The sequence below is a fragment of the Brevibacillus sp. AY1 genome (genome assembly GCF_029870785.1).
Lineage (GTDB): Bacteria > Bacillota > Bacilli > Brevibacillales > Brevibacillaceae > Brevibacillus > Brevibacillus invocatus.
On sequence record NZ_JAFLPN010000010.1, the window covers coordinates 94952 to 114902 of the forward strand.

Below are 19951 nucleotides of genomic sequence, written 5' to 3' on the forward strand. Positions count from 1 at the left end.
GCGACCGTGAATGAGACACTTAACCAAAGTACATTTTCGTCTCAATCACGGCCGCTGCTCCTGCTACTGCCAAAATCAACAGCAACGGATATACCGCCGGTACAAACAAGTACAGGCCTACGATCCCGGCAGCAACCCAGACCCCTACACACCAGTGGCAGCTGAGCAGTTCACCGATCCAGCGGCGCAATCCCGTTCCTTTGACTTGCACATTTCGGACAAGCTGACCCGTCACATCTGCTTCATAGGAAACGGTTAGAAATGGTTTGCGAATGAATGAGGTTATCGTGTCAAAAACGATCAGATGAGTAAGTCTGAAGCAAGCCAACACAAGAATCAGCAAATCGATCAGTGAAATGCCAAACATTTGGACTCCATCCCTTTCCAGTAATTTACCCTTGTTCTGTCAACTTTGAGTCCTGTACCATAAAAGGCGACAACACCCAGAGAAAGGCGTGATGACATGAATCGCAATATGGTGAAAATTGCGGCGATCCTTTCCCTGTCCGTCTCTATTAGCGTGATCGGACAACCTGCTTTCGCCAAAACCACCTTTACTCCATTGAAATCTGGAATGAAGGGTCAAAAGGTGCAGGAAGTTGAAAAAATGCTGAATGCCTTGAATTTTGACTACAAGCTGAAAGTGGACAAGCAGTACGACAAAAACACAGCCTATAACGTCAAGCGTTTCCAAAAGTCTGTGAAATTGAAGCAGACTGGAATTGTCAATAAACTAACCTATGACAAGCTGAAAAAAGCTTACAATGCCAAACAAAAAACAAACAGCAACACAACCAAGCCTGAATCGAGTGACAAAGCGACTTCCTCCTCTTCCACGCTAAAGCTTGGTTCTTCTGGAGCGGCAGTCAAAGCGTTGCAGCAGGATTTGAAAGCTTTGGGCTACAGTTTGACTGTGAACAGCAACTACGATGCCCCCACTCGTCTGGCTGTCATGATTTTCCAAAACCGCAATTCCATCAAAATGACAGGTGAAGCTGACAGCAAAACGATAGCTGCCATCGCCAAACAAGCGAAGGAGCAATCAAGCAACGCTGGTGAAGGGGCGAAGCCGACTGCACCAAGCACACCTGCTACTCCTTCTACACCAGATCCATCGCAAAATTCCGGAAAAGATCAATCTTCTGAGGTAAAGCTACCGGCAGGTTTGACAGCTGAAGAGAAGGAAATGATTCAGTTGGTCAATCAGGAGCGGACCAGCCGTGGGCTGAAAGCGTTTGAGGTAGACATGGATCTTGTAAAGGTAGCGCGAGTGAAAGCTCAAGATATGATCAGCAATCAATACTTCAGCCATACCTCACCAACCTATGGGTCACCCTTCACGATGATGAATACATTCGGTATCAAATACCGCGCTGCTGCCGAGAATATTGCTCAGAACCGCAGCGTCTCATCTGCGCACTCTTCATTCATGAATTCCTCGGGCCACAAAGCCAATATTCTAAATGCAACCTATACCAACGTCGGCATTGCTGTCGTTGACGGTGGCCCATATGGTAAAACTTTTGTGCAGATGTTCGTCAAATACTAAAGCGGAGTCAAACCATCTCTTCCTGGCGAAGAGATGGTTTTTTTAAAAGGATACGGCAATTCGGTTATTGGTCATAAAATGAACCTGCTGATCGTTAAACAGGACCATCCCTTCCACCGTCAGCGATGTTCGCGTCTCCTGCTTCAGTAGAGAAATCTGGAAATTTTGAAAGGACTCATTCATTTTTGGAGGTATCATCATGGGTTGAATGGGTGCGATCCAATACTCTCCGCGCTCCTGGGCCTGTGAAAACCAGTCGTCGTCTAAGTATTTCCACCCTTTGATCCCTGCTGAGCTTTGTACTCCCAATGTTTCCAGCATATTCGGCGGCAATATTTGACCGCCTAGCCTGATGCCATTCAGTGGACTGACTCGCAGACAGACGATTGGATTGTACAAAAGCTCCGTGCCCGTATTTTTGACGAAAAGACTGCCAATCAACAGATAGGGTCTGTCCTCGGTATCGGAATGCATCAGGGTATAGTCAAAGTAAACCTCTGCCTCAAGCCGCTTTTCTGTCTCAAGCGGAACAGCCCTTTCCTGAAGCACAGGATCTTTTTGTTGGGGCGAAGGAGATGGACTCTCCTTTGTTGCGTGGACTTCTGATTCCGTGCTGATCTCTGGAGCTTCTTCTGATACTGGTGTCTCCGATGGCTCGGGCACCTGCTCTGGTTCCGTCACCACATTGAACGTTGACGTGTCCATGTCCTGAGCCTCTGGCACGACTTCGGGTTCTGTTATCTCCTCAGATTGGGATGTTCCTTCGTGGGGCTGTGCTGCTGGCTCCTTTCCCAAGAGTGGCGTATTGCCAAACAGCGCCTGAACGATATGGCTAGGCAGATAAGATATCGGATTGATTTGTTGTCCAGCTTGAAAAAAACACAGGACACCTGAAGCCAAAAAAAAGGCGATCTTCTCTACGAGGTCCTGCTTCTCGGATGGTCCGAATTGCAAGGGAATGTGCAATTGAACCGGAAGAATCGATGATGTTTTCTCTTGCTTGCTCATGCGAATGTGGCAAGAGACCCCCGTTTGCTTGAGCTCTTGAAAGACGTGATTCAAGAGGGCTCTCCGCCGTTCATTTTCTCCCTGAAACAAAATAAGGCGCGGTTCGTCCAACGCACGCAGCTCTTTTACGGTAAAGCGAAGCGCACTATCACTGGCAGCAGGAAGCCTTGTCTTTTTGTGCTGCACCAAGACATGTGCTCCAAAGCTGCTCAGAAACGTTTCCACCAAGGAAAGGACTTCGTGCTCCAATCCCCCTCCCTCTTCTGCTCCTCCCGCTACAAGCAGGCACACCTTTCCTTTTAAACCAGAGTCCAGATCGATGCGCTTTTGCTTCGGATCCCAATGAAACTGGAAGCCATATTGTCGGCAGAACAAATGCAGTGCAGGCAGGGCCGAGTAAGGAACGGCTTCTCTTCGTTGACCCTCGTAATACACCTCAACATCCATCATCGTCACTCCTTCTTACGTACACCCGGTCTATAGTATGAATGCCCTCCCTCAAAAGTGATCCGTCATGTGCGAATTTTCCATTCCTAATCCCCATAAAAACGGCACATGCATACCATGTCAGTTAGAAAGGAGTGATCTATGTGCACACGGAAACACTGCCACTGATCTCGATTGTCATCCCAGCAAAAAATGAGGGAAACAATGTGCGTTCCACATTGGTATCCCTCCTCCAAAATAAAACACGGTATCCCGTTGAGATTATTGTGGTAGACGACGGTTCAACAGACAATTGCTGTCATTTTTTAACCACCGAACAAAACACCTTTCCAGTCAAGCTGATTACCACCCAAGGAATAGGTGCAGCACCTGCACGTAATCTGGGAGCTGAGCATGCAAAAGGTGAATATCTGATTTTTTGCGATGCGCATCTCACGTTCGAGCCATATTGGATTGACCGTTTGATGGAGTTGATCTTGAATCGCACTGCTGATGCAATCGCCCCTGCGATCGGTTCGATCAACGAGCCGCACAAAGTAGGATACGGACAAACACTCGACCAGCGATTGGGCGTCGTATGGAATCCTCATCCTCAACGCCCTGTACCAATTGCCATTTTGCCTGGGGGGTGTTTTGTAATCCCTAAATCGATCTTCCTCGATATAGGCGGCTTTGATCGCGGATTCCAGGTATGGGGTTTTGAGGACATCGAGATTTCTATCAAGCTATGGTTGTTCGGCTATCGCTGCTATGTACACCCCAATGTAAAAATCCTCCATCTGTTTCGCAATCTTCATCCTTATACCGTCACCCACACTCACGTCTACTACAACATGCTGCGTATGGCGTACAGTCATTTCAACGAAGCGCGTATCGCTGCCTGTAAAAAATTGATCCTTCACACCGATGCCAATGAGATCGAACGAGAGGTATTGGAGTACGGAGCCGCTGCCCAGCGCGTCCGATATTATGCGCGGAGAAAGTACGATGATGACTGGTTGTTCCGCCAATTCCGAATCCCATTTTAAGCATGTAGCGAAGAAGTAGGCCAGTACGCCTTGTACAACTACCTAAAAATAGGCATTTGTTGACAAGCAAAAGAGAAGCCTCTCCCATAGTATGTAAATGCAAATGCAAATCCAATAGGAAAGGAAGGATTCAACCGGTGAAAAACATTAAGCCCATCATGGGTCGCCAAGTGCCTACACCGACGCCTACCGCACCTCCTCCCATCTCCAACAACCTAGCAGAAGAGTGTATCCGCGTCCAAAAGGTGTACGACTGGGTCGTCAGTGCCAACAGGTTTCGAAATCGTTATTCGATTCCTGCAGATTGTCGCGAATTGGTAGATGCAGCAGTCGCTGCCGGTCAAGATATTAGCGTCCAATGCATCGAGAGCACCGCAAACCTGAACTGCCGCATTGCGAGCATTCGCCGCGAGAACATCCTCGTCGGAGGTGTTTCGGTACGTGTAGGTATTGTGAGGTTCATTTTTGGAGGCAATGTTTTAGTTCGTATCTTCGCCGATGGTGTACTGTTATGCGATTTCCCAGTAACCATTCAATACGATCAAGAAATGGTTCTGTGCTTGCCTGAACCTCTTGACGCAGACAATATCGTTTGCCGGATCGCAGCACTCGACTGTAACCCAACGTACTCACTCTTACTGGATGGAAGCGTCGAACTGGATCTTCTGTTCTGTAATGAAGTCCAGGTAGAAGCAGAAGTGAAGCTGGAAGTTCTGGCAAAATTCTGCTCTCCACGTCCAAACGACATTCCTGTTCCATCCCCAACCCCTGGCGGCTTCTGCCCACCATTTGCCTTCCCTCCTCAATGTCCAGCGATCTTCCCGCGGCCTAACTGCGATTGTCAGGCAACTGTTAATACACTGATTCCTGGTGTCGGCGTCAGTCTTGGCTTGCCACCTACTGCTATTGCAGAGATTGGTACGGTACAATTGATTGCCGACATTTGCCCGAGCTGCAACCCTGGAGGCAGCACCTTTACCTTCAACTTCTTCGATACTCCTGGACCAACTCCATTGCCAGATGTCTTCCCAGGCGATCAAAGCTTCAACTTCACGCCAACCACGATCAGTTCTCCTACCTGCATCACCGTTCTGCCAGCGCTTATTCCTGGTGTCGTTCTGCCAGCCATCGTGATTGGTATGACCGTAACAGGAACTGGGGTTCAAACGTTTACATCCACAGGTACCCAGCAGACGCTCAACTACACCCTGGTATTGGCAGAAACAGGAATTGGCTTGCCAGATGTGATCATCATGCTCTTGTCCGATCCTCTGGGAGTCGTTTCCTTCGCCGCAGCCATCACTGTAGTTCCCGATGCACAGCTGCTTGTTCAAGATTGCATCACATTCCCAGATGTGCTCAGCGGACCTACCATTCCGTAACCATACCCATATATTCAGGGAGAAGAACCGCGCACTCTTCTCCCTTTTTCTTCTCTCGTACAAGCCCATAAACTATCATTTCCTAGGCCAATGCTGCAAGATTTCCTGCACAAAACCACGCCTATCTACATATGTCTATAGAGGAAATCCATGACATCGGAGGGATACCATGCCTGTTAAGAAGAAAACACCCACAAAACTATCACCGAATAAAGAGAAGATATTGCTGCTCAAACGACAGGCCGCCTACTACGAGGAGAAAGCCATTCAGTACAGCCACGAACTGCAGCAGCTCCAAGAGCACGTCGTGCAAGTGGAAGAACGCGAGAAAGAGCAGCAAAAACAGCTTGAAGGCTTGAATCAAGCATTTGCCAGACAGCAAGCACGCGAGACGGAGTGGAATGACAAGCTGGAGAGTTATTCGACGCAAATTCGTGATTTGGAATCTCGATTGGCTCAGCAAGCCAAACTTTTGTCCCAAAGAGAAAACACGATTTCGCACTACAAAGAAAAAGAAGAAAAGTGGAAGAGTTCGTCTTCCAAGCAAAAGGCAGAGCAGTACGAACAGCAGCTTCAAGAGCAGCTAAAGCTCAACGCTCGTTCCATGAAAGAAATGGATACTTTAAAACTGTCGCTTGAACAAGCGAACCATCAGTTGAAAGCAGCAAAAGAAAAAGAAGCGAAGCTGACGGATCATATACAGCGGTATACTTCCGTCATCGAGAATTATCAAAAGAAAGAACAAGAATGGCTGCAGACAATCGAAGACCTTCGACAAGCTCATCTGGAGCTTCAGCAAGAGCTTCAACAGGTCATCGCTGCACACGAGCAGGAAGCGGATCAACAAGCATCTACGAATGCAGAGAAAATACGACTCTTGGAACAGCAATTATCAGAGGTGTCCAGCTCCCATACAGAGGCACAAACCGGATGGAGCAAACAATTAGAAGAGAAAGAAAAACTGATTGCTAAACTGCAGCACCAAGTAACGACGCTGCAAACGACCATCGAACACCTGAGAAAAGTAAATGCTGGCTTGCAGGAGAAAGAAAACAAATACAAACAGTCCATTCAGGAATATGTTACAAGGGAAGCCCGCACCCAAAAAGCGAACCCTGCAAATCCACAGGCACCTTCTACAACAGGAATAACAGCTCCCATCTCCTCTATTCAGCTCCCATCCCAATCTCACGCCAGCTTCTTAAAAAACCATCAATCTCCACTCCCCAATACGTTCAACCCTTTCAAAACCAAACCCTAGCGACTTTCCCTTCCTCCTTTCGCTCTCCTGGCAATGTGCAACTGCCGTTCCCTCTCGCGGCAACTTGGCATAAACCATTGTAGAGCCACTAATGACCTCTATCGAGGCGAGCTCAAGGAGGAGCGATACGACGACCGCGTTTTTGGCGGAAAGTGAATATTAGCTCCGGAATTCATATGTGTGACACTAAAAATTCTTACACATGAAGAAAGGAGTGAATGTAGGATGACACCTGAACAATATCGGGAATTGTACCGCCAAAGACAAGCTAGACCTGTAAGAACGGAATATTCCACTCAAAGGGGACCAAACTCACCCTTGCCCAACTCAGGACCTGTGCATACTGTCAAGAATACCTTTACACCCAAATCAGGCGGATGCTGCGGCCGGAAACGTTCGAAGTAAGAATTCGAATTCCATTCCTGTCCTATACGCATCAAAAAAGGTTTGGAAAGAAATGTATCTTCACTGCCAGGCAGAACGCCCCTACGAGGCATGCGGACTATTGTCCGGGCGCAACGGCCGGGCTGAAACCATCTGGAGGATGGCAAACATCGATAAAAGTCCTGTCTCTTTTTCCATGGATCTGGAACAACTCCAATCCGTATTTCACGCCATTCGAGCAAGAGGGGAGCGGCTTGTTGCCGTTTACCACTCTCACCCAACTGCCCCTCCTGTTCCGTCCAGTGAAGATATTGCCTTTTTTTCCTACCCGGAAGCAGCCTATATCATCGTATCTTTAACCCGAAAACACCCCGCCTTTGCCTGCTACCAGATCAGAGAAAGAATCGTCACCCCCCAAAAAGTCTCCTTTTATTGAATGAAAAGGCTCGCCTCCCGTCGTGCTTGATGGGAAGGCGAGCCTTTCGTTTTGCTGCATGTTCATATGAGTTTGGAAATACCTTCTTTCATATTCACGAGGGGCTGCCATCCCAGCGCTCTTAATTTGTCCACACAGAGGATATTCCAGCGCAGATCCCCAGGCCGTTCCTGCTCATACACAGGAGGGAGGGCTTCCGGAATGATCTCGGATATGAACGCTACCAGCCTGTTCAGGGTAGTCCCTTTACCTGTTCCTACATTATATATGCCGAGTTCGCTATCGATATGGCTGAACATCATGTTTGCCTTGTATCGAAATGAAGAAACCAAGAAGTTCAGCATTATCCCTTGGGACTACGATGCTACCTGGGGCCGCAATGTAAATGGAAAAGTGATGGATCATACCTTCCTGCCAATCGATGGCTTCAACACGCTAACCGCCCGAATACTGGACGTTGCACACTTTCGCAAGCGGTATAGTCTGATTCTTGAAGACATTTTAGAAACTTCCTTTACCCCTGACCATCTGGAACCTAGAATAGCTGAACTCCATCAGCTTCTACGGCCTTGCCTGCCTCTGGACCCCTTTAAAAAAGATAAAATGGAATCCTTTGATGCTGAACCTGACTTTATACGATCCTTCATTCAAAACAGAAGCGATTACTTGCGCCAATGCCTTGTCTCCTTTCAGTCGAACGTGTAGGTGGTATTCTGACCAGAAAAAAACAGCGGGAAATTACATCCGCTGTTCTGACCTTTCCACCTGTGCGCTCCGCAGCAGCTCTACACTTTCCCAGCTGACAAACTCATCCTCCCACAAGACGAGGCACTTCCCTTCTTGTATTCGCATCACAATGCCTCTCGCGCCATCCCGAAGAAACACAACCTGATCCCCTACCGATATCACATCCATCGCCACCCGTTACCCGAGTCTAAAGATAATGCCATGTCCGCCTTTCGGATACTCCCACTTGATGTTTTCATAGGGACAGCCGATCCGGCAGCTTCCGCATTCGTGACACCCTTCATATCCGACATGCATCCGCACCTCTTCCCACTTGTATACTTCGGCAGGACAAAATATCGTACATAGCTTGTCGGGACAACGTGTAGCACAGATGTCGGCATCCATCACATGCAGATGTGACTGCGTATCTGCCTTAAACCTGACTAAATATTGTTTTTCCTCGATGGACTGCCCTTTGGGTATGTCTGCCATTACTTCATCACCCTCCATGCGTTCATCAGATCGCGGGCCATTTTCCACTTTTCTTTGGCTGATCCCAAATCTCGCCATACTTTTTTCTGTTTATCCCATTTGGAATGGCCATCAACGGTAAACATCTGGCTCGCCGCTCTGTTCATCATGGGAATATACTGCTCAAAGTATTGCGGGAATTTCTCAAAGTGATGGGTCGCATCCTTGTATTTCTTCAGATCCTGACCGACGAAGCTGTCGAGAAGCTTGATCCGATAGGCGTCGAGCATTTTCTCCGAAAAGTCCCCTGCCTCTTGGGCTTGCAGAATCGTCTCTGCGGCCATGACACCCGAGGCCATCGCCATGTTGGAGCCTTCCCGGTGAATCGCGTTGACGAGCTGTGCGGCGTCTCCCACTACGATGACCCCGTTGCCGACAACTTTTGGCATGGATTTGTAGCCGCCTTCCGGGATCAGATGCGCTAAGTATTCCTGCTGCTCGCTGCCCTGGATATAAGGGCGAATCATCGGATGATTCTTGACGTAGTCCAGCAGATCGTACGGCTTGATCTTCTGTTTGATCAGACCGGAGAGCATCGTTCCTACTCCAATATTGAGACTGTCTTTATTGGTGTACAGCCATGCCGTTCCGAGAATGCCCTTGGTCGAATCCCCAAAAATCTCTATTGTACAACCGTGGTCGCCCTCCAGACTGAAGCGATCCTCGATGATTTTCCGATCCAGCTTGAGTACCTCCATGACGGCAAGTGCTACCTCGTCAGGGCGAAACTCTTTATGAAACCCGAGCGATTTTGCCAAGAGCGAGTTCACACCATCTGCCAGCACCACTACATCCGCATAGACATCGCCATCCGGTCTGTCTGTTCGGATGCCCACGACTTTGCCATTCTCGACGATACATTCCAGCGCCACCGTCTCATTGAGCAGCAAGGCACCCGCTTTCACTGCCTGATCCGCAAACCACTGGTCGAACTTCGCCCGCAGCACCGTAAAGTTGTTGTACGGCTCTTGCGCAAATTCCAAGCCCTTGTAGCTGAAAGAAAGCGCAGATGCCTGATCCAGCATCATGAAGCGCTGTTCCACAATCGGCCTCTCCACGGGAGCTTCCTTATAAAAGCCAGGAATGATGTCCTCCATCGTCTTGCGGTAGAGCACCCCTCCCATCACGTTCTTGGAACCTGGATACTCCCCTCGCTCCATCAACAGGACGTTTGCCCCTGCTTTGGCCAAAGTATACGCACAAGCTGTTCCAGCCGGACCTGCTCCCACAATAATGACATCAAATTTTTCAGCCATATTGAACCTCCTTGTCCGGCATGGTTTGGAACGCCTCCATCAGCATCGGCACGATTTCAAAGGCATCTCCGACAATTCCGTAGTGACTGGATTGAAAAATAGGCGCATCCGGGTCCTTGTTGATAGCGATGATCAGCCCGGCGTTCTGCATGCCGACGATGTGCTGGATCGCGCCAGAAATCCCGATCGCAAAGTAGATTTTCGGTGTCACAGTCACACCAGTCTGGCCCACCTGATGGTGATGATCGATCCATCCGGCCTCTACCGCGTCACGGCTCGCGCCGACTGTCGCTCCGATCTTGTCCGCAAAACGGCGAATCAGCTCAAAGCCCTCCTTGCTGCCCAAGCCTTTGCCGCCAGCGACGATCACATCGGCTTCGTCCAGACGAACCTTTTCCTTGGTTTCCCGCACAATCTCCAACACCTTCGTCCGGACGTCTTCTTCTCTCAGGCTTATCTTCTCCCGGATGACTCGACCGGTCCGAGAGGGATCAGGGGGGAGCGCTTTCATGACTTTGGGGCGAACGGTCGCCATCTGCGGTCGATGCTTTTTACATAGTATCGTCGCCATGATGTTGCCTCCAAAAGCAGGTCGGCTCGCTTCCAGAAGTCCTGTCTCCGCATTTACGTCCAGCATGGTGGTATCGGCGGTAAGTCCAGTCTGCAGGTCAGTTGCGACAGCGCTTGCAAGATCCTTTCCGGTAGATGTCGCTCCGTAAAGAATGATCTCCGGCTTGTGCAATTCGACACATTCGATAACAGCTCTCATATAGGACTCGGTGCGGTAATTTCGAAAAATGGCGTCATCGTAGAGATACACTTCGTCTGCCCCATAAGGAAACACGCTCTGTGCCAGTTCTTCTACTCCTTCGCCAATCAGCAGACCTGCAAGCGGAACTCCCCGCTTGTCAGCCATCTGTCGACCTGCTCCCAGAAGCTCCAGGGAGACAGGCGCTATCCGGTCACCAGAAACTTCCAGAAAAACCCACACACCACAGTATTCATCCAAATTCATACCTGCTCCTCCTTCACCCGGAACAACGCTCGTTTCTCCGACAAGACCTCCATTAGTCTGGACACCTGCTCATTGGAGGTCCCCTCCAGTCTTTCTCCACCTTTCGGCTTCTCCGGAGGCCAGACTTTTGCAACAATCGTCGGCGATCCTTTCAGGCCCAAAAGCGTGCGATCGATATCTCCCAAGTCGTTGACCGCCCAGATCACAGGCTGATAGCGGGCTGCACGGAGCATGTTGGGCAAAGGGGAGTACGGTACCTCATTGATTTCTTTTTCCACGGAAAACAGGCAAGGCAACGTAGACTGGATCACTTCATAGCCATCCTCCAGCTTTCGGTGGACGATCACATAGCCTTGCTCCCGATTCACTTCTACCACTTTATTCACATTGGTGAGCGGGGGAATATCGAGGCGTCTGGCAATCCCAGGGCCGACCTGCCCCGTATCCCCATCGATCGTCATTTTGCCGCAGATGACGAGGTCAACCGGCTGTGTTTCACTGATTTTTTCGATCGCCTTGGTCAATGCATAGCTCGTAGCAAGCGTATCTGCACCTGCAAACGCACGATCCGTGACCAGATATCCCTCGTCTGCCCCGATCTCGACGCATTTGCGAATGGCTTTGACAGCGGGCGGGGGGCCCATCGTAACCACGGAGACTACGCCGCCATACCGCTGCTTCAGCCGAACCGCTTCTTCCACTGCATGCGCGTCATAGGGGTTGAGAATCGCTGGCGCACTGGAACGGTCCATGGTATTGGTTTTGGGGTTCATCTTGATGATCTTGGTGTCGGGCACCTGTTTGATACAAGCAACAATGTGCAACATCCAACATCCCTCCTTGCTACCGGGCAGCTTTCTTTGCTGTATTCAGGCTGTTTCACAGGTTGTCTGCATTTCCTTCCTTGCTGAGGGCAGCTTCTATTCATTGCTATAACCTATTTCAGACAAACCCTGCTTAGACCTAAAACAAAAAACAGGCTGCGCAGAACTTGGTCTGCGCAACCTGTTTGAACTTGCACGCTTATTTCTTGACGGAGATTTCAATCGTACCGCCGCTAAAATCTTTCTCTACTTTTTTCAGTCTGATTTGCAGACCGATCTTTGGCAGGATTTTTCCAATCTCAGGGACTTCCTTCATCCGGTAGTCATCCTTGTCGTTGAAGATGGTGATTCCCTTCAACGGCTCGTAATCCATCGTGCCAAAAATGTAATCCAGCTTCATTCCCGAGGTTTTGTTCGGACTGAACGCAGCATCGTTTACCTGATAACGAGAATCCGCAATCGCATCCTTGTTGTCTTCATCATTGTTCCAGTAGCGAACCTCCTGATGGGCATCTACTACTCCCAGCATTCCGTAGCCTGGATGTTGGCTGGTGTTATTGTCTTGTGTTTTTCCGTAACGGCCATCGTAGTACCAGATGACCATGCCTGGGTCATAGCTGAAGAACGTGTCTTTACGTCGGAAGAATTCCAGGCCTGCATCTACGCCTTTATGGGAGCGAATCTCGACGAGATAGTAGGCATCGTACATTTTGCCTTCCCCATCAAAGTGGACGAAGCCATCCAGTTCAAATTTCAGGTCGCCCTCCGCGTCATCCTCAAAGATCACTTCGCCATCTGCTTCGACTTCGAAGTTATCCAGATAGAAGCCCTCCATCGCCAGACCACCATCTGTCACGTAATTGAATTCTACCTGAATATTCTTGCCTGCAAACTCATTCAGGCTGATTTCTTCCCTGTCCCAGCCTTTGGTCACATCGTCAAAGGCGGCGACTTCCTCGCGATCCCCTGTGTCTGCGTCGATGACATGGACGTACAAATAATCGTACCCTTCCTCAATCGAACGCCATGAATCAAAGCTCATGGACGCTCTGCTTGCTCCGGTCAGATCGATGACTTCCGATACCATTTTGGTATTCAGATCGTCGCCCTCATCCGAGAAATACGCATAGTCGCCGTCTTTTGGCTGGATCGGTGGTTTCTTTTCAACTTCCGGCATATTGATTTTGATCACTTTGCTATTTGGGCCGATGCTGCTAGCATCCACCAATTTGACGCTGCGCTTTGCACCCTTCAGGTCTTTGTGATCATAGACAGCCGGCTTGATCCATTTTCCGCCGTACATCTGTTGCAGCATCATTTTGGACCAAGGATCAAACCCGGTTGGTTGCGTCTGGAAGATCTTTCCTGTATGACTTCCCGACGACATCAAGGACCAAGCACCGACTGGGGAGTCATGTCCTTGCCTGGTCGTATCGTACAAGTCAGGCAATCCAAGATTGTGACCGTACTCATGGGCAAAAACGCCAGGCGCTCCATCTTCCGGCTGAATCATGTAGTCGTAGGCCTTCAAACTGGTTCCCGGAATATCAACCGGTCTGCCTACCGTCCAGCGATGCGACCAGATCGCATCATCATCTTCACCCGTTTCTTCTCCGATACCTGCGTGTACAAGCATCAGGTTATCCAGCATGCCATCCGGCTCCATCAGGTCACCGTCGCCATCCAGGTCATACGGGTCACGCTGGTCATAGAGATCTTCTTTTCCGGCAATCGCTTCACCAACGGCTTCCAGCGTTTCCTTCACCAGATCGCGAGGATTGGCGTCATTCCCGCTGCTGTCATTGCCGCCGTAATACTCGTAGCCTTTTTCAGCTACCAGCCACGGTGTCACGACGCCATCTACCTGCCAGGTTTGTCCTGATTGATCATAGTAGAATTTCGCCATTGTCGTCATGCTGGTGCCTTCAGGTGTTCTGTAGCCTTTGCGGTCGAAGAGCATTTTTTCATAATGCTTTTCGTTGAAGTCTTTGGTCCACAGCGAGTCGCTTTTCTTTGGCACATTGTTGTGCTCGCGATCAGGGAATTCGATCAGAGCGACCACGATGTTGTCCTTATGTATTTTTCCAGATGCGCTAAACTTTTTCTCATCTTTTAGCTTGGAAATCTTATTGGCTGCTTTGGAGACGGCTGCTTGCTGAGACTTGCTTGCTTTTTTCCCGAAAGAGGTTGATTCATCAATCCCGTGCGGAACTTTGCGATCCTTCAAATAATCCCGAATCGCTTCGTCGATTTCCTCCTGGTCTGCATCCTCGTCAATGACCCCTTGATCGATCAAGGCATTGGTCAGACGCTCCAGGTTGATCGTGGACAAGTCCACATGCAGGGAGTTCTTCTCCTCTTTCGATTTGGCCGCCAAGCCTGTTGCAGGCACAGCCATGAAGGTGCCAAACACCAACGAAGAGGAAAATAGGATGGGTATAATCTTTTTGCCCTTCTTCACAACGTTCACCCTCTTCTATCTCTATGGAATTGTCGGAGTATGAGAGATTTTGAAGTAATAGAGTTCCGACTATTCCCAATTATTGCACGTCATCGTTTTGTAACCAAATTTTTTTATTCGACAAAAATTCACTTCCTATCCGTCAAATCAGTCATTACGTTGGAGGGATTTTTCATCGCTTTCTGAGAATTGACCTAGATTTTTCCAATTCCTTGATCGAATCAACCAAGAAATCCAGTCTAAAGACCCAGAAAAGCCTGTCAGCATTTGTCGCAAGCCAAAGAAAAAAACCTACTATAGATGCAGGAACGTTTTCGCAGGATCAACGTCTTCTAGCTGCCGAGAGCAGTATATTTGAAAGAAAAAAAGCAAACCTATCATTCGGATAGGTTTGCTTCAGTCTAGCAGTGCTTAAAAGAGATTCATGCTCAGGTAGCGCTCACCCGTATCAGGGGCAATACATACGACGCGCTTGCCTGCACCCAAACGCTTGGCAACCTCCAGAGCCGCAAAGACGGACGCACCCGAGGAGGGACCGACCAAAATTCCTTCCAGCGCTGCCAGGTTTCTCATGGTTTGCAATGCTTCCTCGTCTGCAATTTGCATGATCTCGTTGTAGATGTTCGTATTCAGAATCGGCGGAATGAAGCCTGGACTCGTTCCTACCAGCTTGTGTGGACCAGGCTTTCCTCCAGACAGGACAGGAGAGCCTTTGGGTTCCACAACCGCAATATAGAGTTCAGGGAGCTGCTCCCGCAAAGTTTCACCCGTACCGGTAATGGTTCCTCCCGTTCCGGCAGTCGCAACAAAAGCGTCCAGCTTCCCATCCATCTGTTCAAAAATCTCTTTCGCGGTCGTGGTTCGATGAATATCGGGATTGGCCTTGTTTTCAAACTGCTGTGGAATAAAGCTTCTGGGAATCTCCTTTTGCAGTTCAACGGCTTTTGCAATCGCACCAGGCATCCGCAGCTCACTCGGTGTGAGGACGACTTTTGCCCCATAGGCTTTGAGCAGATTGATCCTTTCCTTGGACATGTTGTCTGGCATGACCAGAATAGCCTGGTATCCTTTGGCAGCAGCGTTCATCGCCAGACCGATCCCCGTGTTTCCGCTCGTCGGTTCAATAATCGTATCACCAGGCTGAATCAGCCCCGCTTCTTCAGCGGTATGAATCAAATTGTAGGCTGCTCTGTCCTTTACGCTTCTCGAAGGGTTAAAATACTCCAGCTTGACATAGACATCAGCCGCCCCCTCCGGAACCAGTCGATTCAGCCTGACCAAAGGTGTATTTCCAATCAGCTCTGTTATATTTTGATAAACACGCATGGTGCAACCTCCTTGAGAGACCATTCAAACACGTAGTATTTCTATAAGAATAATACATATACTCGTGTATGAAAACCAGTATCTCGCACTTGGAAACGAAAAACCCCCTCTTTTCTCGGAAAAAGGGAGGCTTCAATTTGATCCTTGTTTAGAATTTATGCTTTTCCTTCGTCTGATTCACCAGACCCTGTGCTTGTCTGAGAAGCTCATCTGCCTTTTTCTCGGCAGCGGAGAGCTCTTTTTCACTCGCAACGATCCGTTCCTCCGCTTGAGCAAGGGCTTGCGTGGTCGCTGTTTTCACGGCTTCCAATTCCTTTAATTGGTTTTCGGCATCTTGGACTTCTTCTTTTACCGCTTCCCACGTCTTTTCCAAATCGGCTAGATCTGATTCCAGAATCTCGATCAGATTTGTCATGGCTTTCTTTTTACGATCGATATTTTCTTCGAGGATGCGGACGCCGTCTCTTAACACACTCATACTTTCCACGGTCGCCCCCATCACCTCGAACTCCACCCGATGAAGGCTTGGCGAGGATGCATAGCTTTTGACTTCCTCCAACAACCCCTGCATCTGCTCCATGTGGCTCTGGGACACACTCGTCTCATCGGAAAACTGTGATTCATTCAGGTAATTGGTATTTTCCAGCAGATCAGCCTTCAAGCGCTTGAGTTGATCCAATTTTTTGGCCAACTGCACTCTTTCTTCCTCGAGAGCCTTCTCTTTTTTCTTTTTCTCTGCCTCTTGCTGGATTCTCTCCTCCAACGCCTTTTGCTTGGCCTCATAGGTCGCCAGCGTGGCTGCCTTCCATCTGGCTTCGGCTGTCACTGCATCGCTTACAGGATCGATAAAGACCAGCTCATCCTTTGTAAATGTAGCGCTCCAGGTCTTTTCCGCATCCTGCTGAAGCACCAGTTTCTCATCCTCGATACGGCCCCCGTACGCTTCCTGCTTGTTTCTCAAAACTGGTATTCCTTGCTCGCTCTCTACTTTCCATTCCGTTACATCAACAGCAATCTTCTCTGCGTTCGTCACCTTGGCATAGAGCAACAGATTTTCCTCTTCGTACAGGTAGCCTTCCGCCAAATCCACAGAGTCTAGCGCACGAAAGCCAATGTAGCCGAGTGCAGCTATGATCACCAGCGCGAGCAGGATTATCACGAGTTTGTTCTTTTTCATGTCAGCCCCTCATTTCACAACGCAATCCAATATCGCTTCACGACGTTCCCGTCTTCCTCCACAAAGTCCGAATCCGGTACCCCGCCATTTTTGACAATCGTTTTTTCCGAGCCTATATTGCTCGCATCGCACACGACCAGCGCTGTTTGGATCCCCAGCTCCTTTGCCTTTTCCAGAGAAAGCGCCAGGATTTGCGTGGCGTAGCCCTTCCTGCGATCCGATGGGCGGATTCCGTAACCGATATGGCCACCCGACTGTAACAACCCCTCCGTCAGACGATGGCGAATGTTCACCGCTCCCACGATTCTGTTCTGATCGGTCACCAACCAGTACGTCGATGCCGGCACCCATCCTTCAGGGAGATTCTTCCCTGATCCTTCCTCTTCCAACTCTCTCACCATTTTGGCAAAATCAGTAGGATCTTTGCCAATCACATACGGAACCATTGGCTCGCCACTATTTTTCCACTCCTGGTAGAATGGAAGATATTCGTCTTGCAACGCTTCTGTTGGCTCGATTAGTGAAACCTGTACGCCCATTTTTATCCTCCATACATGAAATTGACATGATTTTCCCTTTCTTTCGTATTATACGGGATGTCCAACTGTTTTCAAAATTTCGCACGGTCTAATTGTTGAGATGAGATTTTCATTTCCCGTAACAAATGGTATTATATGGTAAACGAAGAGGTAGGAGGTTGGTGGTGGATTTATTTATCAAAATACTTCTTGCCCTCTCACTCTTGGTATGGGTAGGGGCAGATCTTCTATTGTCTCCGAGTCCGAATAGACTGAAGGTCCGGATTATTACTTTTCTAACGCTTTTTGTCGTCAGTGGTGTGATTTATTGGGCCATTCAATGGTTTTCTTGAACATGACTGTAAAAAACCAGCTGTTCCCCCAAACAAGGGAGCGCTGGTTCTTTCATTTTTGGTGGGCGGAGGCACCGCTTTCCGAACCTTCTTCTATCACAATTCCTTTTTGGGATAAATTTTCCAGACATTCATGCATGTAAGTATCGTCATGCTCCGCATAGATGAGACCACCTCTTTGGAAGCTGTCATCCAGTTGAGATTCTCCCCAAGGTTCTGCGACCTTCCCTCTATACATGGGGTCGAACCATACAGCATCAGGCGTATTCCCTCTTGCCGCCATCTCCTGCATGACAAGCTGATGGTAAAGAAAAAGCTTGTATGGGTTGTGATTGAACACATAATTTACAGTTGCATGTCTCTTCCCCCATCCGGCTCCGCGTAAGGCTGCACATTCTCGATGCTGTCCAAGCAGCTGCTGTCTGGGCAGCTTTGGTAGTAATGCCTGATGCCAGAGTCGCATGGTGAAATCATTCCTTTCTCCTTTTCAAGAATGATCAATGGTTGGGGAGATGTCAAGCCAATCAACCAGACAAGACTTTTGTCAATTCCTTTCACCAGCATAGACATCTGCCCATACCCAGTTCCTGTTTCTTACATATACTGCTTAGGCATTCACCCTTTTGTTGCAAGGTAGTCAACCCTCGATTGTACTTGCAGCTTGAATAGATGAATTTCATTCAAAAGAAAGGAGGATTAAACCAGATGAGAAGGTTCCCCCCGGTGCCTTTTGCTGGAAATCCCTTTTACCAGCTTATGCCCTCCCTAAATCAGCCTCATTCACCGGTATACCCTAAGTCCGCTGCTTCCTTTGAACCCTCCTATTCACAGCATCATTCTTGCATGTGTATCACCAAAGCCTACCTCGATTTGAACAATCTGATGCGAACACTTTGGGAGCAGCATGTCGCATGGACAAGAATGCTCATCATCAGTATTGCGGCAGGCTTGTCAGATGAAGAACTCGTAACCAAACGCTTGCTTCGAAATGCTGTTGATATGGCAAATGTAATGAAATCCTTTTATGGCGATGCCATTGCCTCCACGTTTGAAGCTTTGTTCAGAGATCATTTCATCTTCGCAGCTCAACTCGTCAAGGCCGCAAAAGCCGGCGATAACAGGGCTGCAGCTGAAGCCGAAAAAAACTGGTACGAAAATGCGAATGAAGTAGCGGTTTTTCTGCAACGAGTCAATCCTTACTGGTCCGAGGAAGCATTTAGAGCCATGCTGCACGAGCATCTTGCCCTCACCAAAACGGAAGCCGTCAATCGATTGACAGGTAATTTTGCTGTAGACATTGCTACGTTCGATAAGGTTAAACGTCAAGCGCTCGAGATGGCCGATGCTTTCACCATGGGCATTGTCAGGCAATTCCCCAATTATTTTATCTGTGAATAGCTGCTTGGAATCAGGCGCCACCCCAAAAATGACAAAACGGAGGTAGGACATGGCAGATCATTTTGTTGATCGGTCGTTAGAAGAAATTCGTTTTTGGTCCAGGATCATGAAAGAACATTCCCTCTTTCTCAAATTGGGCTTCAATTGTGATGACACCCAATTAATCAGGGAAGCTGATCGTTTTTACAGCATTTTCGAAAACATTGAAAACCAATCCCTCGCATACTCATCCGATACAGATCCACAAACGATTTATGATTTTAACAAAGTCGTTCATGGAGCCGTCTGCCATATTTGGGCCTTCAAGCGTAAGGTCCTCGAATTGATCATTCATTGCAAAATTCTGGGCAACAACTTTCCTTTACTCGTCGACCATGTCAGCCGGGAAGCCGCATATTTCATGAAGCGGCTCGAGCAATTAAATACCGGGACCCTTGATCCCTTGCCTGATGCGGTTATCAATGAAAACGTCTTCTTCCTTAAAATCATGGCAGACCACGCAAAGTTTATTAACCATTTGCTCGATCCCTCAGAACGAAAATTGGTAGAGCAAGCGAGAGATTTTAGTCACGACTTTGATCAGCTCCTATTCCAGGCCATCGATCTTGACTCCATGCGTCCCGAGTCCCTCACCCAGCCCTTACTGGATCAGTTTGTTGATCAAAATCGCGTTTCTGTCCGCCAGTTGCGTGATTTCAAGAAGACTGCTTACGAATTGATAGAAGCGTGCCGGATTAAAAGCATCATCCCTCCCCTGTTGGCAGATCACGTCTTTCGAGAAGCCTCGCATTTTCTCGAGATTCTGGATTCCTTTGAGCTCGAATTATCTGCAACCAAGTAGGGATCACTCGCTCTCCGCCCCCTTTAC

21 protein-coding genes are annotated in these 19951 nt (G+C 48.7%); 9 read left to right on the forward strand and 12 right to left on the reverse strand.

Features of this window, described 5'->3' with window-relative positions; translation table 11 throughout:
• Positions 1 to 19: 19 nt before the first annotated feature.
• Positions 20 to 367: a DUF1360 domain-containing protein gene (locus tag JZI27_RS11010; protein ID WP_122910986.1), complete on the reverse strand. Its 348-nt coding sequence runs from the start codon at positions 365 to 367 to the stop codon at positions 20 to 22.
• Between the two features lie 96 nt (positions 368 to 463).
• Here JZI27_RS11010 and JZI27_RS11015 point away from each other — a divergent pair, with 96 nt between their 5' ends.
• Complete coding sequence (locus tag JZI27_RS11015) at positions 464 to 1549, forward strand: peptidoglycan-binding protein (RefSeq protein WP_280207536.1); 1086 nt, start codon at positions 464 to 466, stop codon at positions 1547 to 1549.
• 42 nt (positions 1550 to 1591) lie between these two features.
• On the opposite strand, the gene JZI27_RS11020 is transcribed toward JZI27_RS11015, so the two are convergent.
• Positions 1592 to 3007 (reverse strand): hypothetical protein, encoded by a 1416-nt coding sequence (locus JZI27_RS11020; protein WP_280207537.1) that lies wholly within the window; start codon positions 3005 to 3007, stop codon positions 1592 to 1594.
• A 140-nt stretch (positions 3008 to 3147) separates the two neighbouring features.
• Here JZI27_RS11020 and JZI27_RS11025 point away from each other — a divergent pair, with 140 nt between their 5' ends.
• The 5 genes from JZI27_RS11025 (at position 3148) to JZI27_RS11045 (ending at position 8200) form a co-directional block, all read left to right on the forward strand.
• On the forward strand, positions 3148 to 4032 hold the full coding sequence (locus tag JZI27_RS11025; protein WP_280207538.1) for a glycosyltransferase: 885 nt from the start codon (positions 3148 to 3150) through the stop codon (positions 4030 to 4032).
• Positions 4033 to 4169: 137 nt separating this feature from the next.
• Entirely contained in the window at positions 4170 to 5414 is a 1245-nt protein-coding gene (locus JZI27_RS11030; RefSeq protein ID WP_280207539.1) for a BMQ_0737 family morphogenetic spore coat protein, read from the forward strand.
• Positions 5415 to 5583: 169 nt separating this feature from the next.
• Positions 5584 to 6675, forward strand: coding sequence for a coiled-coil domain-containing protein (locus JZI27_RS11035; RefSeq protein ID WP_280207540.1), 1092 nt, complete (start codon positions 5584 to 5586; stop codon positions 6673 to 6675).
• Between the two features lie 418 nt (positions 6676 to 7093).
• A complete protein-coding gene (locus JZI27_RS11040) occupies positions 7094 to 7495 on the forward strand; it encodes a M67 family metallopeptidase (RefSeq protein WP_280207565.1) in 402 nt (133 codons plus the stop codon).
• A 201-nt stretch (positions 7496 to 7696) separates the two neighbouring features.
• Entirely contained in the window at positions 7697 to 8200 is a 504-nt protein-coding gene (locus JZI27_RS11045; protein ID WP_280207541.1) for a CotH kinase family protein, read from the forward strand.
• 33 nt (positions 8201 to 8233) lie between these two features.
• Here the strand turns inward: JZI27_RS11045 and JZI27_RS11050 are convergent, their stop codons facing one another.
• From JZI27_RS11050 to JZI27_RS11090, 9 genes are all read right to left on the reverse strand, one after another.
• Entirely contained in the window at positions 8234 to 8410 is a 177-nt protein-coding gene (locus JZI27_RS11050) for a hypothetical protein (RefSeq protein ID WP_280207542.1), read from the reverse strand.
• Between the two features lie 9 nt (positions 8411 to 8419).
• Positions 8420 to 8716, reverse strand: coding sequence for a ferredoxin family protein (locus JZI27_RS11055; protein ID WP_122910978.1), 297 nt, complete (start codon positions 8714 to 8716; stop codon positions 8420 to 8422).
• Positions 8716 to 10011 carry an FAD-dependent oxidoreductase gene (locus JZI27_RS11060; RefSeq protein WP_280207543.1) on the reverse strand — a complete coding sequence of 432 codons (1296 nt, stop codon included), beginning with the start codon at positions 10009 to 10011 and terminating at the stop codon, positions 8716 to 8718. Before JZI27_RS11060 ends, JZI27_RS11055 begins: the two co-directional genes overlap by 1 nt.
• Positions 10004 to 11026 carry an electron transfer flavoprotein subunit alpha/FixB family protein gene (locus JZI27_RS11065; protein WP_280207544.1) on the reverse strand — a complete coding sequence of 341 codons (1023 nt, stop codon included), beginning with the start codon at positions 11024 to 11026 and terminating at the stop codon, positions 10004 to 10006. Before JZI27_RS11065 ends, JZI27_RS11060 begins: the two co-directional genes overlap by 8 nt.
• Positions 11023 to 11853, reverse strand: a complete 831-nt coding sequence (locus JZI27_RS11070; RefSeq protein ID WP_251242996.1) for an electron transfer flavoprotein subunit beta/FixA family protein — start codon at positions 11851 to 11853, stop codon at positions 11023 to 11025. The genes JZI27_RS11065 and JZI27_RS11070 overlap by 4 nt, the downstream gene beginning before the upstream one ends.
• Before the next feature lie 196 nt (positions 11854 to 12049).
• Entirely contained in the window at positions 12050 to 14311 is a 2262-nt protein-coding gene (locus JZI27_RS11075; RefSeq protein ID WP_280207545.1) for an immune inhibitor A domain-containing protein, read from the reverse strand.
• A 411-nt stretch (positions 14312 to 14722) separates the two neighbouring features.
• Positions 14723 to 15637 carry a cysteine synthase A gene (cysK, locus tag JZI27_RS11080; RefSeq protein WP_280207546.1) on the reverse strand — a complete coding sequence of 305 codons (915 nt, stop codon included), beginning with the start codon at positions 15635 to 15637 and terminating at the stop codon, positions 14723 to 14725.
• Between the two features lie 148 nt (positions 15638 to 15785).
• Complete coding sequence (locus JZI27_RS11085) at positions 15786 to 16814, reverse strand: coiled-coil domain-containing protein (protein WP_251242999.1); 1029 nt, start codon at positions 16812 to 16814, stop codon at positions 15786 to 15788.
• 14 nt (positions 16815 to 16828) lie between these two features.
• A complete protein-coding gene (locus JZI27_RS11090; protein WP_122910971.1) occupies positions 16829 to 17353 on the reverse strand; it encodes a GNAT family N-acetyltransferase in 525 nt (174 codons plus the stop codon).
• Between the two features lie 164 nt (positions 17354 to 17517).
• Here JZI27_RS11090 and JZI27_RS11095 point away from each other — a divergent pair, with 164 nt between their 5' ends.
• Positions 17518 to 17685, forward strand: coding sequence for a hypothetical protein (locus tag JZI27_RS11095; RefSeq protein WP_280207547.1), 168 nt, complete (start codon positions 17518 to 17520; stop codon positions 17683 to 17685).
• 52 nt (positions 17686 to 17737) lie between these two features.
• Here JZI27_RS11095 and JZI27_RS11100 read toward each other — a convergent pair whose 3' ends face one another.
• On the reverse strand, positions 17738 to 18148 hold the full coding sequence (locus JZI27_RS11100) for a TIGR02328 family protein (protein WP_280207548.1): 411 nt from the start codon (positions 18146 to 18148) through the stop codon (positions 17738 to 17740).
• Between the two features lie 206 nt (positions 18149 to 18354).
• Here JZI27_RS11100 and JZI27_RS11105 point away from each other — a divergent pair, with 206 nt between their 5' ends.
• A complete protein-coding gene (locus JZI27_RS11105) occupies positions 18355 to 19083 on the forward strand; it encodes a LysM peptidoglycan-binding domain-containing protein (protein ID WP_280207549.1) in 729 nt (242 codons plus the stop codon).
• 49 nt (positions 19084 to 19132) lie between these two features.
• The gene (locus JZI27_RS11110) at positions 19133 to 19924 is read left to right on the forward strand and encodes a DUF2935 domain-containing protein (RefSeq protein WP_122910969.1); all 792 of its coding nucleotides are present in this window, start codon (positions 19133 to 19135) and stop codon (positions 19922 to 19924) included.
• The last annotated feature ends 27 nt before the right edge of the window (positions 19925 to 19951 follow it).